This window comes from Bacillus sp. FSL K6-1284 (assembly GCF_038002625.1).
GTDB classification, from domain to species: Bacteria; Bacillota; Bacilli; order Bacillales; family Bacillaceae; genus Bacillus; species Bacillus paralicheniformis.
Genome location: NZ_JBBOCW010000001.1, coordinates 1,818,644 through 1,831,240 on the forward strand (window position 1 = coordinate 1,818,644; position 12,597 = coordinate 1,831,240).

The following is a 12,597-nucleotide window of genomic DNA, read 5'->3' on the forward strand; positions in this document are numbered from 1 at the left end:
TATGGTATATGTTGCTCCTTCGATTCTTTCAGCCGATTTTGCCCGTCTAGGGGAAGAGATTCGGGATGTTGAACAAGGCGGCGCCGATTTCATCCACATCGATGTGATGGACGGCCATTTCGTTCCCAACCTGACCATCGGGCCGCTTGTAGTGGAAGCCGTCCGCCCGATCACTGAACTTCCGCTCGACGTTCATTTAATGATTGAAGCGCCTGACCGCTATATACCTGCTTTTGCAAAAGCGGGCGCCGATATTTTGTCCGTCCATGTTGAAGCGTGCCCGCACCTTCACAGGACGATCCAGCTCATCAAAGAGCAAGGGGTCAAAGCGGGTGTTGTCTTGAATCCGCATACCCCTGTGCAGCAGATCGAGCATGTGCTTGAAGACCTTGATCTCGTACTATTGATGACAGTGAATCCGGGCTTCGGCGGACAGTCGTTTATTTCCTCAGTTCTGCCGAAAATCAGGCAGGTCAAGGAGATGGCCGAGCAAAAAGGGCTCGCCGACCTGCTGATTGAAGTGGACGGCGGCGTCAACAAAATGACGGCAAGACAGTGTATCGAAGCAGGGGCAAATCTGCTTGTTGCGGGCTCTGCCGTTTATAACGAAAAAGACCGCAAAAAAGCCATTTCCGATATAAAAGGTGCGCTTGGGTAAGGTTTCCCGATGAAAAAGAGCCGGCTTTCTCAAGCTGAGCTCTTTTTTTACGGCGTTTACAGAAAGGACAATGCGATGAAAACGATCAATATTGTAGCGGGAGGTCCCGATCATCTCATTCCCGACTTGCTGCAGTATCAGGACGGCGATGCGCTTTGGGTCGGGGTTGACAGAGGCGCTGTAACCCTTTTGGCAGCGGGGATCGTGCCTGATGAAGCGTTCGGGGATTTTGATAGCATCACAGACGAGCAAAAAAAGGCTATTGAAAAGGCGGCTCCCCGCCTCCATATTTATCAGGCGGAAAAAGATCAGACGGATTTGGACCTTGCGTTGAGCTGGGCGGTCGGACAGCGGCCTTCATTCATTAGAATGTTCGGCATTTCGGGAGGCAGAGCAGACCATTTTCTCGGGAATCTGCATCTCCTTTACACCGCGATGAAGCAAAATGTCAAGACCGTCATGATCGACCGCCAAAATACGATCAGCATGCACCCCCAAGGCTCTTACACCGTCATGCGTGATCAAACAAAACCGTACATTTCATTCCTGCCGTTTACGGAGACGGTAAAAAACCTTTCCCTCGAAGGATTTAAGTATTCTTTAAATAAGTGTCATATTGCTCTAGGTTCGACACTATGTATTAGTAACGAACTCATCCATTCACAAGGTGCTTTTTCGTTTTCTGAAGGCATATTAATAATGATAAGAAGCACTGATTAAATATCCTGGCGCTTCCGCTCGCTTTGTGTTTGGGATCCGATGTTGAAGGTGGATGCGGTTGCGGACTCTTTGAGGAGGGAAGGGAATGAAATTTTACACCATTAAATTACCGAAGTTTTTAGGGGGAATCGTCCGGGCGATGCTTGGCTCGTTTCGCAAAGACTAAGAAGCGCCGGGTGCGCTTTTTTTGCGGAGCGGGTCAAAGGGCTCTCCCCGGATGGCAAGCAAAAGAACGAAAAAACGCCTGCCTAAAGCGTACAGTCGCTCTTGGCAGGCGTTTATTTTTTCTTATACACGCTCAACTTTTCCAGATTTCAAAGCTCGAGCAGATACATATACTTTTTTAGGCTTGCCGTTCACAAGGATGCGCACTTTTTGAACGTTAGCGCCCCATGTGCGTTTAGAAGCGTTCATCGCGTGAGAACGAGAGTTGCCAGAACGTGATTTTCTGCCTGTAATAACGCATTTACGTGCCATTTGTTTCCCTCCTAACTATCAAAAAAAACATCATCATTCATTATCAGTTGATCACCTGTGATGCTTCAGATACTTTAATAATTTACCACAGCTGAAAACCGTTTGCAACTATTGATTGCTCTGCTTTCAAGAAAAATCCCTTGACATCTTGAAAAAATGAACGCGCTGTAGTATAAGTAGGGTTAGGTTTGGAGAGAAGCCTGCCTGTTCTTTTAAAAAGAAGGTCCTTATAGTAGAATGATGTTAACCAGAGGTCAGAAGCGAGACTCGAAAAGGAGGAACCAACGTGTCCATTGAATTCCGAACAAAATACGGACAGATTGATATATCAAACGAAGTGGTCGCCATGGTTGCGGGAGGCGCAGCGATCGACTGCTACGGGATCGTAGGTATGGCATCCAAGAACCAAATTAAAGACGGACTGACTGAAATCCTCAGAAAAGAAAACTTTGCAAGAGGCGTTATCGTCCGCCAGGAAGAAGATCGTATTCATATTGACATGTACATCATTGTCAGCTACGGAACAAAAATTTCAGAAGTGGCACATAATGTTCAAACAAAAGTCAAATATACGCTCGACCATACAGTGGGTCTTGCAGTGGATTCCGTAAATATTTACGTTCAAGGAGTACGAGTGACGAACCCGTAGTTAGGAGGAAAACAAGAGTGTCTATACGAAATCTGGATGGAAAAGCTTTTGCAGAAATGGTTCTGTACGGCGCACGCCATCTGTCTCAAAACGCAAATGTAGTTGATGCGTTAAATGTATTTCCGGTTCCGGACGGAGATACAGGAACGAACATGAATCTGTCGATGACATCCGGTGCAAAAGAAGTGGAGCAGATCGATGCCGCCAATATCGGCAAAGTGGCACAAAGCCTGTCAAGAGGGCTTCTGATGGGAGCGCGGGGAAACTCGGGCGTCATTTTATCCCAGCTGTTCAGAGGCTTTGGCAAATCGATTGAACAGAAATCGGAAATTAACGCGAAAGAATTTGCCGCCGCGTTCCAGGCCGGAGTGGACACTGCCTACAAGGCCGTCATGAAGCCTGTCGAAGGCACGATCTTGACGGTTGCCAAAGATGCGGCAAAAAAAGCAGTGCTCACCGCTCAAACTGAAACCGATATCATCAAGGTGATGGAAGCCGTCGTGAATGAAGCGGAGGCTTCATTGGAGCGGACGCCTGAGCTGCTTCCGGTTTTAAAGGAAGTCGGTGTCGTCGACAGCGGCGGAAAAGGGCTTCTTTACGTGTATGAAGGGTTTCTCGCTTCTTTAAAGGGAGAAAAGCTTTCTGAAAAAGCGGCCGCTCTTCCGTCATTGGATGATCTTGTCAGCGCGGAGCACCATAAAAACGCTCAAAGCCACATGAATACAGAAGACATCGAATTCGGCTATTGCACGGAATTTATGGTAAAGCTCGACAGCGGTAAAAGAAACTTTAATGAAGATGCGTTCCGCCAGGATTTAAGCGGCTTCGGTGATTCACTGCTCGTCGTCTCAGACGAAAATATCGCCAAGGTGCACATCCACGCCGAATATCCGGGGGAAGTCATGACTTATGCGCAAAAATACGGCAGCTTAATCAACATGAAAATCGAAAACATGAGAGAGCAGCACAGCGCGATTCTCAATCAGAACAAACAGGAGGCAGCTGCCCCGGCAGAAAAAGCGCCGGCTGAAAAGCAGCCGTACGGCGTCGTCACAGTGGCCATGGGAGAAGGAATCGCCGAACTTTTCGAAAGCATCGGCGCCACAAAGGTCATCGAAGGCGGTCAGACGATGAATCCGAGCACGGAAGACATCGTTCAGGCGATAAAAGACGCCAACGCGGACACGGTCGTGATTCTGCCGAATAATTCAAACATTGTCATGGCGGCGAACCAGGCCGCGGATGTTGCCGGACAACATGTGATTGTCATCCCGACGAAGACCGTTCCTCAAGGAATGGCCGCGCTCCTCGCATTCAACCCGGCCCTTGGAGCGGACGAGAATCAAGCCGCTATGCTCGGTGCGATCGGCGAGGTGAAAAGCGGACAAATCACCTATGCGGTCAGAGACACTAACATTGACGGCATCGATATTAAAAAAGGCGATTTTATGGGCATCTTAAACGGTAAAATCGTTGAGACGGCATCTGACCAGTTAGCAGCAGCGAAAAAGCTGCTCGCAGGCATGATCGATGAAGACAGTGAAATCGTCACTGTGATCAAAGGGGAAGACGCGCCGGAAGAAGAGGCCGAAGAACTCGCAGCCTTTATCAGCGAGACGTACGAAGACGTTGAAGTGGAAGTGCACGACGGAAAACAGCCGCTGTATTCCTACATTCTGGCTGTTGAATAATCGATCAAAGGCAGAAGGGCATGATGATAAAAGCCCTTCTCTTCTTTTGGCTTTTTTTAAAGCATCAGCCCGCTCGGACGTTGTCTGCTTGCCAATCGGGGAATGATCGATTAGTCTAAAAAAAACGGCTTTTTTTCCTCCGTACAGCGGGGGAATCTGTGTGTAAAAGGGGGATAAGGATGAAGTACAGAAGTGTGTTTGATATTATCGGGCCCGTCATGATCGGTCCGTCAAGTTCTCATACGGCCGGCGCGGCCAGAATCGGCAGAGTCGCCAGAAGCGTGTTTGGGAGGGAGCCGAAACAAATCGTTGTGTCATTGTACGGTTCTTTTGCCGAGACGTATAAAGGACATGGAACAGATGTTGCGATCATCGGCGGCCTTTTGGATTTTGATACATTTGATGAAAGAATCAAAGATTCGATCCGCCTAGCTGAAGAAAAGGGAATCGCCATCGAGTTCCGGGAAGAAGAAGCGGTTCCAACGCATCCCAATACAGCCCGCATCCTCATCTCTGATGATGAAGGCTCCCTTGAACTCGCAGGCATCTCAATCGGCGGGGGGAAAATCGAAATCATTGAGCTGAACGGCTTTGAGCTCAGATTGTCGGGAAATCACCCTGCTATTTTAGTCGTCCATAACGACCGCTACGGAACGATTGCAGGCGTAGCCAATGTGCTTGCAAAGTTCGCAATCAACATCGGCCATATGGAAGTGGCCCGCAAAGACGTCGGCCAGGAAGCGCTCATGACGATTGAGGTCGATCAAACGATCGATCCGGCTGTTTTTGAAGAATTGAGAGCGCTGCCGAACATCATTGAGGTGACCCAGATCGCTGACTAAAAGGAGGGTGAGACGATATGTTTCGAAATGTAAAAGAATTAATTCAGCTGACAAAAGAAAAGAACGTGTCCATCTCTGAAATCATGATCGCGCAGGAGATCGAGGTGTCAGGCCGGACGCGGGAAGAAATATTCGAGCAGATGGAAGCCAACTTGACCGTGATGGAAGATGCTGTGCAAAAAGGTGTTGAAGGCGTCGTGTCGCACTCCGGATTGACGGGGGGAGACGCCGTTAAGCTTCAAGCTTACCTCAAATCGGGCAAAGGGCTGTCAGGGGATGTCATCCTTGACGCTGTCAGCAAAGCGGTTGCGACAAATGAAGTCAACGCTGCGATGGGAACGATTTGCGCAACGCCGACGGCCGGTTCGGCCGGCGTTGTCCCGGGGACGCTTTTTGCGGTAAAAGAGAAACTTCAGCCGACGAAAGAGCAGATGGTCCGCTTTTTATTTACATCGGGAGCGTTCGGATTCGTCGTTGCCAACAATGCGAGCATTTCGGGAGCCGCGGGAGGCTGTCAGGCTGAAGTCGGCTCGGCCTCGGGCATGGCGGCTGCCGCCATCGTCGAAATGGCGGGCGGAACCCCTGAACAGTGCGCCGAAGCGATGGCCATCGCTTTAAAAAACGTACTCGGTCTAGTCTGCGATCCTGTCGCAGGGCTTGTTGAGGTGCCGTGTGTGAAGCGGAACGCAATGGGCGCAGCCAACGCGATGGTCGCGGCTGATATGGCGCTTGCCGGCATTACAAGCCGCATTCCATGCGATGAAGTGATCGATGCGATGTATAAAATCGGGCAGACGATGCCGACGGCACTGAGGGAAACAGGCCGGGGCGGTCTTGCTGCAACACCGACGGGCAAAGAATTGGAGAAAAAAATATTCGGAGGAGCGTCAGCTGCACGTGGAACACAATCTGCAACTTAGTATATCTGTTATAAAAGGCGTCGGGACGGAAACGGAAAAAACGTTAAATGAGCTCGGAATCTATACGGTTCTTGATCTTTTAAACTACTTCCCGTACCGATATGACGATTATGAATTGCGCGATTTGGAAGAAGTGGCACACGACGAACGAGTGACGGTAGAAGGGAAGGTTCACAGCGAGCCTTCTCTTGCCTATTACGGGAAAAAGCGGAGCCGCCTCACGTTCCGGCTATTGGTCGGAAACTATTTGATCACAGCAGTTTGTTTTAACAGGCCTTATTTGAAAAAAAAGCTTGCGATCGGTTCGATCGTTACCGTAACCGGAAAATGGGACAAGCACAGACAATCCGTGATGGTACAGGAGCTGAAAAACGGGCCGCACCAAGGTGACCAGTCGATTGAGCCCGTTTACTCCGTCAAAGAAAATATCACCGTAAAGACAATGAGGAAATTGATTCAGGAAGCCGTCCGCAGCCATTTGCCGTCTGCCGAAGACCCCCTTCCGGAAAAGCTTAGGACCGCCTATAAACTTCTGTCTTACCAGGAGGCGGTGAAGGCGATGCACAAGCCCGAGTCGAGGGAAGCTTTAAAACATGCGCGGCGCCGCTTTGTATATGAAGAATTTTTACTGTTTCAGCTGAAAATGCAGGCTTTACGGAAGTTCGAGCGGGAAGCGTCCGACGGAATCAGCCACACCTTTAAAACGGAAGACGTCAATTCGTTTGTCAAAAGCCTCCCGTTTCCTTTGACAAACGCGCAGGCGAAAGCGCTCGACGACATATTAAGGGACATGGCTTCAGGGTATAAAATGAATCGGCTTTTACAAGGAGACGTCGGATCAGGCAAAACGGCCGTCGCCGCGATTGCGTTATACGCCTCGCTGCTTTCGGGATTCCAGGGAGCGATGATGGTGCCGACCGAAATACTGGCGGAACAGCACGCCGATTCATTGGTATCCCTCTTTGAGCAGTACGATGTCAATGTTGCGCTTTTAACAAGCTCTGTGAAAGGGAAAAGGAGAAGAGAGCTTTTAGAAAGATTAAAAGAAGGAGAAATTGATATTTTGGTGGGGACGCACGCCCTTATTCAGGACGATGTCCATTTTAAACAGCTCGGTCTCGTGATCACCGATGAACAGCACCGCTTCGGTGTCGAGCAAAGAAAAAAACTGAGAAGCAAAGGGAAAGATCCCGATGTCTTGTTTATGACGGCGACGCCGATTCCAAGGACACTGGCGATTACGGTTTTCGGGGAAATGGATGTGTCCGTCATCGATGAAATGCCGGCTGGGCGAAAGCGGATCGAGACTTATTGGGTGAAGCACGACATGCTCGAACGAATTCTCGCGTTTATCGAAAAAGAACTGAAAAAAGGCAGACAGGCATATGTGATTTGTCCCTTGATCGAAGAATCGGACAAGCTCGACGTTCAAAACGCCATCGATGTGCACAGCATGCTGACCCATGCTTTCAGAGGAAGGTGGCAGATCGGTCTCATGCACGGAAAGCTCTCAAATGACGAGAAAGAACAGGTGATGAGGCAGTTCAGCAAAAACGAATGCCAGATTCTCGTTTCCACAACCGTCGTTGAAGTCGGCGTAAACGTTCCGAATGCGACGGTCATGCTGATCTATGATGCCGACCGGTTCGGTCTTTCCCAGCTGCACCAGCTTCGCGGCCGGGTCGGGCGGGGCGACCACCAGTCGTATTGCATCCTGATGGCAGACCCGAAATCTGAAACGGGCAAAGAGCGCATGAGCATCATGTCTGAGACGACCGACGGCTTTGAGCTTTCTGAAAAGGACCTTGAACTCAGAGGACCCGGGGACTTCTTCGGCAAAAAACAGAGCGGGATGCCGGAGTTTAAAGTCGCTGACATGGTTCACGACTACCGCGCGCTGGAAACGGCAAGAAGAGACGCTGCAGAACTTGTCTCTTCAAAGGCGTTCTGGACGGATGCCGAATATGAAAGCCTGCGGGAACACTTGCAAAACAGCGGGGTGATGGAAGGAGAAAAGCTGAGCTGACCTGGAAGTCCTGTGAAAATTTATTGTCGGCGGGTAAAGAAAGATTGCATTCCAATCTATGAAATTATATACTACTATTAGTACCTAGTCATAATTGCGCGGATGGTGTTTAAAAACATGAGAAAAAGTAAGAGAGAACGCCAAGAATTGCTGCAGCAGACGATTCGTACGACCCCGTTTATTACGGACGAGGAGTTAGCGGAGAAATTTAACGTCAGCATTCAGACGATTCGCTTGGACCGTTTGGAACTTTCCATACCTGAACTGAGAGAAAGAATCAAAAGTGTTGCCGAGAAATCTCTTGAAGATGAAGTCAAGTCTCTCCCGCTCGACGAGGTCATCGGCGAGATCATTGATTTGGAGCTGGATGAGCACGCGATTTCCATTCTGGAGATCAGAACGGAGCACGTTTTCAGCCGAAATCAAATCGCCAGGGGACACCATTTGTTTGCCCAGGCCAACTCGCTCGCCGTCGCCCTCATCGACGATGAGCTCGCATTGACGGCCAAAGCGGACATCCGCTTTACCAGGCAGGTCAAGCAAGGCGAACGGGTCGTTGCAAAAGCGAAAGTCGTAAAGCTTGATAAAGATAAAGGCAGAACGGTTGTTGAAGTGAACAGCTATGTTGCCGAAGAGCCTGTGTTTTCAGGCGAATTTGTCATGTATCGTTCAAAACAATCATAGAAGGTGGCGCGTAAGTCATGAAAATTGCTGTAGATGCCATGGGAGGAGACAATGCTCCCAAAGCGGTTATTGAAGGCGTGATGAAAGCGGTCGAAGATTTTGAAGACCTCGAGATTACGCTGATCGGCGACCGGGAAAAAATTGCCGCCCATTTAACGGAGCACGGGCGGATCACTGTCAAGCACGCGGAAGAAGTCATCGAGGCGACAGACGAACCTGTCAGAGCCGTCAGAAGAAAGAAGAATTCATCGATGGTTCTGATGGCCGGAGAAGTCGCCGAAGGCAGGGCGGATGCCTGCATTTCCGCCGGAAACACCGGAGCGCTTATGACGGCCGGGCTCTTTATCGTCGGCCGGATTGAAGGGATTGAAAGGCCTGCGTTGGCGCCGACATTGCCGACTGTCTCCGGAGACGGCTTTCTCCTTCTTGATGTCGGAGCGAATGTGGACGCCAAGCCCGAACATCTCGTTCAATATGCCATTATGGGATCTGTTTACGGAGAACAGGTGCTGGGCGTCAAAAATCCGCGCATCGGACTTTTAAACGTCGGAACCGAAGACAAAAAAGGAAATGAGCTTGCCAAGCAGACCTTTCAAAAATTAAAGGAAACCGATTTGAATTTCATCGGCAATGTGGAAGCGCGCGACATGCTGGACGGAGTCGCTGATGTCATCGTGACAGACGGCTTTACCGGTAACGTTGCCTTGAAAACGGTCGAGGGCGCGGCGCTGTCCATTTTTAAAATGCTGAGAACGACGCTGACTTCGAGCTTCACGGCGAAGCTCGCCGCCTCTGCGCTGAAGCCGAAGCTGAAAGAAATGAAAACGAAGATGGATTACTCTGAATACGGCGGAGCCGGATTGTTCGGCTTAAAGGCGCCCGTCATCAAAGCGCACGGATCATCTGACGGACGGGCCGTTTATCACGCGATCCGCCAGGCCAGAGAGATGGTCAGCCAAAATGTCGCTGAATTTATCGAAGAAAAAATTCAACAAAAAGCAGATGAATAGTCTGGAGGTTTTAACATATGGGCAAGATTGCTTTTCTATTCCCGGGCCAAGGTTCGCAGCATATCGGCATGGGACACGAATTGTATGAAAAAGAACCGAATGCAAAGAAGATTTTTGAAGAAGCGGATCAAACGCTTGAAACAAAACTGAGCACCCTCATGTTTGAAGGGGATGCAAAAGAACTGACACTTACATACAACGCGCAGCCAAGCCTTTTAACAGCGAGTACCGCAGCGCTTCAAAAACTGAAGGAATACGGCATTAAAGCCGACTATGCGGCAGGGCACAGCCTCGGCGAGTACAGCGCATTGGTAGCTGCCGGCGCCTTGTCGTTTAAAGACGCGGTTTATGCCGTCAGAAAGCGCGGCGAATTCATGAATGAAGCCGTGCCCGCAGGTGAAGGCGCGATGGCGGCCATTCTCGGCATGGATAGCCAGGCGCTGAAAGAAGTGACGGACAAAGTTTCCGAAGAAGGAAACCTTGTTCAGCTCGCCAATTTGAACTGCCCCGGGCAGATCGTCATCTCGGGAACAGCTAAAGGCGTCGAGCTCGCTTCAGAGCTTGCCAAAGAAAAGGGCGCAAAACGCGCGATTCCTCTCGAAGTCAGCGGGCCGTTCCATTCCGACCTGATGAAGCCGGCAGCTGATAAGCTTCGTGAAGTTCTTGATGCGTGCAAGATCAGCGATGCAGCCATTCCGGTCGTCTCCAACGTAACAGCCGACTTTGTAACAGATAAAGACGACATTAAGAATAAACTGATTGAACAGCTGTATTCTCCTGTGCGATTTGAAGAAACAATCAGCCGCCTGATTGACGAAGGCGTGACGACGTTCATCGAAATCGGCCCCGGAAAGGTTTTGTCAGGGCTTGTGAAGAAAGTGAACCGCAGAGTCAAAACGATTGCTGTGTCAGACCCGAACACAATTGAACTTGCCGTTCAAACGTTGAAGGAGGAAAACGAAAATGCTGGATAATAAAACAGCCGTTGTTACAGGAGCCTCAAGAGGGATCGGCCGCGCGATCGCCCTGGACCTGGCGAAAAACGGAGCAAATGTCGTCGTCAACTACGCGGGCAATGAAGCGAAAGCGAACGAAGTTGTAGACGAAATCAAAGCGCTCGGCCGCGATGCGTTTGCTTTTAAAGCGGACGTTTCAAATGCGGATGAGGTTCAGGCGATGATGAAGGAAGCGGTCGGCCGCTTCGGCACGCTTGACATCCTTGTCAACAATGCGGGCATTACAAAAGACAATCTGTTCATGAGAATGAAAGAAGATGAATGGGACGACGTCATTAACATAAACTTAAAAGGTGTGTTCAATTGTTCAAAAGCCGTAACAAGACAGATGATGAAACAAAGAAGCGGCCGGATCATCAACATCACCTCGGTTGTAGGCGTCGTCGGTAACGCCGGACAGGCCAACTATGTCGCGGCTAAATCAGGCGTGATCGGCTTGACGAAAACGCTGGCGAAAGAGCTTGCGTCAAGAAATATCACCGTTAATGCAATCGCTCCGGGGTTTATTTCGACGGAAATGACGGACAAGCTGACAAAAGATATTCAAGACGAAATGCTGAAGCAGATTCCGCTTGCACGGTTCGGCGATCCGTCTGACATCAGCAGCGCCGTTGTTTTCCTCGCATCTGACCATGCGAGCTACATGACCGGCCAGACGCTGAACATCAACGGCGGAATGGCTATGGTTTAAACGAAATCAAAAATTGAATTATCTCTGGTTTTTTAAAAACGAATCAACTATAATACTTGAGGGGAGGTGAATAGCTATGGCAGACGCATTAGAGCGTGTAACAAAAATCATCGTAGACCGCCTCGGCGTGGATGAAGCCGACGTCACTCTTGAAGCTTCTTTTAAAGAGGATTTAGGCGCTGATTCCCTTGATGTAGTTGAGCTTGTCATGGAACTTGAAGACGAGTTTGATATGGAGATTTCTGACGAAGATGCTGAAAAGATTGCAACAGTCGGTGACGCTGTGAACTACATAAATAGTAAGCAGTAAGCTCATTTAAAGTCCCGTTTAAAGACGGGGCTTTATCCCTTTATAAATGCGGCTTTAATTTTAATGTTTTGCTGCCCAATGATACACGAACCTGCCTTTTCATAGGAGGTGAGGTGAACTTGATGTGCCCATATGGAGGTTGCTATGTCAAAACATTCACATTTCAGAGACAAAAAAATGTTTCAAAAGAAAGCGGAGCAGTTTAAAAAGTTTCAGGAACGGATTTCGGTTCAATTTCAAAACGAGAAGCTTTTATATCAAGCATTTACACATTCATCTTATGTGAATGAGCATCGAAAGAAGCCATATGAAGATAATGAGAGGCTTGAATTTTTAGGAGACGCCGTTTTGGAACTGACGATTTCTCAATTTTTATACGCCAAATACCCGGCGATGAGCGAGGGTGATTTGACGAAATTGAGAGCGGCGATCGTATGTGAGCCTTCTTTGGTTTCCCTGGCCCATGAGCTTTCTTTCGGAGAGCTTGTTCTATTGGGAAAAGGAGAGGAAATGACTGGAGGAAGAAAGCGTCCGGCGCTTTTAGCCGATGTGTTTGAAGCTTTTATCGGTGCGCTCTATCTGGATCAGGGGCTCGAAGCTGTCGTGGCCTTTCTGAAAGCGTACGTTTTCCCTAAAATCGACGATGGTGCTTTTTCTCATGTGATGGATTTTAAAAGCCAGCTGCAGGAATTTGTACAGCGCGACGGACGAGGTATTCTGGAGTATAAAATCCTTCAGGAAAAAGGACCGGCGCACAACCGCGAATTTGAAGCAAACGTATCGCTAAAAGGAGAAGTACTTGGGGTGGGAAGCGGCCGTTCCAAAAAAGAAGCAGAACAGCATGCCGCTCAAGAAGCGCTCGCGAGGCTGCAAAAACACCATATGAAACAATAAATCCCCCTT

The 12,597-nt window shown here is 49.2% G+C and carries 15 protein-coding genes; 14 read left to right on the plus strand and 1 reads right to left on the minus strand.

Annotated features, from left to right (window positions below):
- Position 1: 1 nt before the first annotated feature.
- From rpe to spoVM, 3 genes are all read left to right on the plus strand, one after another.
- Positions 2-658: a ribulose-phosphate 3-epimerase gene (rpe, locus tag MHB72_RS09435; protein ID WP_039072720.1), complete on the plus strand. Its 657-nt coding sequence runs from the start codon at positions 2-4 to the stop codon at positions 656-658.
- A 75-nt stretch (positions 659-733) separates the two neighbouring features.
- A complete protein-coding gene (locus tag MHB72_RS09440; RefSeq protein ID WP_149169486.1) occupies positions 734-1,378 on the plus strand; it encodes a thiamine diphosphokinase in 645 nt (214 codons plus the stop codon).
- An 85-nt stretch (positions 1,379-1,463) separates the two neighbouring features.
- Positions 1,464-1,544, plus strand: a complete 81-nt coding sequence (gene spoVM / locus MHB72_RS09445; protein ID WP_003221545.1) for a stage V sporulation protein SpoVM — start codon at positions 1,464-1,466, stop codon at positions 1,542-1,544.
- A gap of 122 nt (positions 1,545-1,666) precedes the next feature.
- Here spoVM and rpmB read toward each other — a convergent pair whose 3' ends face one another.
- Positions 1,667-1,855: a 50S ribosomal protein L28 gene (gene rpmB, locus MHB72_RS09450; protein WP_003181685.1), complete on the minus strand. Its 189-nt coding sequence runs from the start codon at positions 1,853-1,855 to the stop codon at positions 1,667-1,669.
- Between the two features lie 286 nt (positions 1,856-2,141).
- Between rpmB and MHB72_RS09455 the strand changes: the two genes are divergently transcribed.
- From MHB72_RS09455 to rnc, 11 genes are all read left to right on the plus strand, one after another.
- The gene (locus tag MHB72_RS09455; RefSeq protein ID WP_003181687.1) at positions 2,142-2,504 is read left to right on the plus strand and encodes an Asp23/Gls24 family envelope stress response protein; all 363 of its coding nucleotides are present in this window, start codon (positions 2,142-2,144) and stop codon (positions 2,502-2,504) included.
- A 17-nt stretch (positions 2,505-2,521) separates the two neighbouring features.
- A complete protein-coding gene (locus MHB72_RS09460; protein ID WP_025811378.1) occupies positions 2,522-4,195 on the plus strand; it encodes a DAK2 domain-containing protein in 1,674 nt (557 codons plus the stop codon).
- A gap of 179 nt (positions 4,196-4,374) precedes the next feature.
- Complete coding sequence (gene sdaAB / locus MHB72_RS09465; RefSeq protein ID WP_020451357.1) at positions 4,375-5,037, plus strand: L-serine ammonia-lyase, iron-sulfur-dependent subunit beta; 663 nt, start codon at positions 4,375-4,377, stop codon at positions 5,035-5,037.
- A 17-nt stretch (positions 5,038-5,054) separates the two neighbouring features.
- Positions 5,055-5,957 carry an L-serine ammonia-lyase, iron-sulfur-dependent, subunit alpha gene (sdaAA, locus tag MHB72_RS09470; RefSeq protein WP_020451358.1) on the plus strand — a complete coding sequence of 301 codons (903 nt, stop codon included), beginning with the start codon at positions 5,055-5,057 and terminating at the stop codon, positions 5,955-5,957.
- Positions 5,935-7,983, plus strand: a complete 2,049-nt coding sequence (gene recG, locus MHB72_RS09475) for an ATP-dependent DNA helicase RecG (protein ID WP_020451359.1) — start codon at positions 5,935-5,937, stop codon at positions 7,981-7,983. Before sdaAA ends, recG begins: the two co-directional genes overlap by 23 nt.
- 117 nt (positions 7,984-8,100) lie before the next feature.
- The gene (gene fapR / locus MHB72_RS09480) at positions 8,101-8,667 is read left to right on the plus strand and encodes a transcription factor FapR (RefSeq protein ID WP_020451360.1); all 567 of its coding nucleotides are present in this window, start codon (positions 8,101-8,103) and stop codon (positions 8,665-8,667) included.
- Positions 8,668-8,684: 17 nt separating this feature from the next.
- The gene (gene plsX / locus MHB72_RS09485) at positions 8,685-9,677 is read left to right on the plus strand and encodes a phosphate acyltransferase PlsX (RefSeq protein WP_020451361.1); all 993 of its coding nucleotides are present in this window, start codon (positions 8,685-8,687) and stop codon (positions 9,675-9,677) included.
- Between the two features lie 17 nt (positions 9,678-9,694).
- Positions 9,695-10,651, plus strand: coding sequence for an ACP S-malonyltransferase (gene fabD / locus MHB72_RS09490; protein WP_020451362.1), 957 nt, complete (start codon positions 9,695-9,697; stop codon positions 10,649-10,651).
- On the plus strand, positions 10,641-11,384 hold the full coding sequence (gene fabG, locus MHB72_RS09495; RefSeq protein WP_103749013.1) for a 3-oxoacyl-[acyl-carrier-protein] reductase: 744 nt from the start codon (positions 10,641-10,643) through the stop codon (positions 11,382-11,384). Before fabD ends, fabG begins: the two co-directional genes overlap by 11 nt.
- 76 nt (positions 11,385-11,460) lie before the next feature.
- Positions 11,461-11,694, plus strand: coding sequence for an acyl carrier protein (gene acpP, locus MHB72_RS09500; protein WP_003181706.1), 234 nt, complete (start codon positions 11,461-11,463; stop codon positions 11,692-11,694).
- A 144-nt stretch (positions 11,695-11,838) separates the two neighbouring features.
- Positions 11,839-12,588: a ribonuclease III gene (gene rnc, locus MHB72_RS09505; protein WP_023857216.1), complete on the plus strand. Its 750-nt coding sequence runs from the start codon at positions 11,839-11,841 to the stop codon at positions 12,586-12,588.
- The last annotated feature ends 9 nt before the right edge of the window (positions 12,589-12,597 follow it).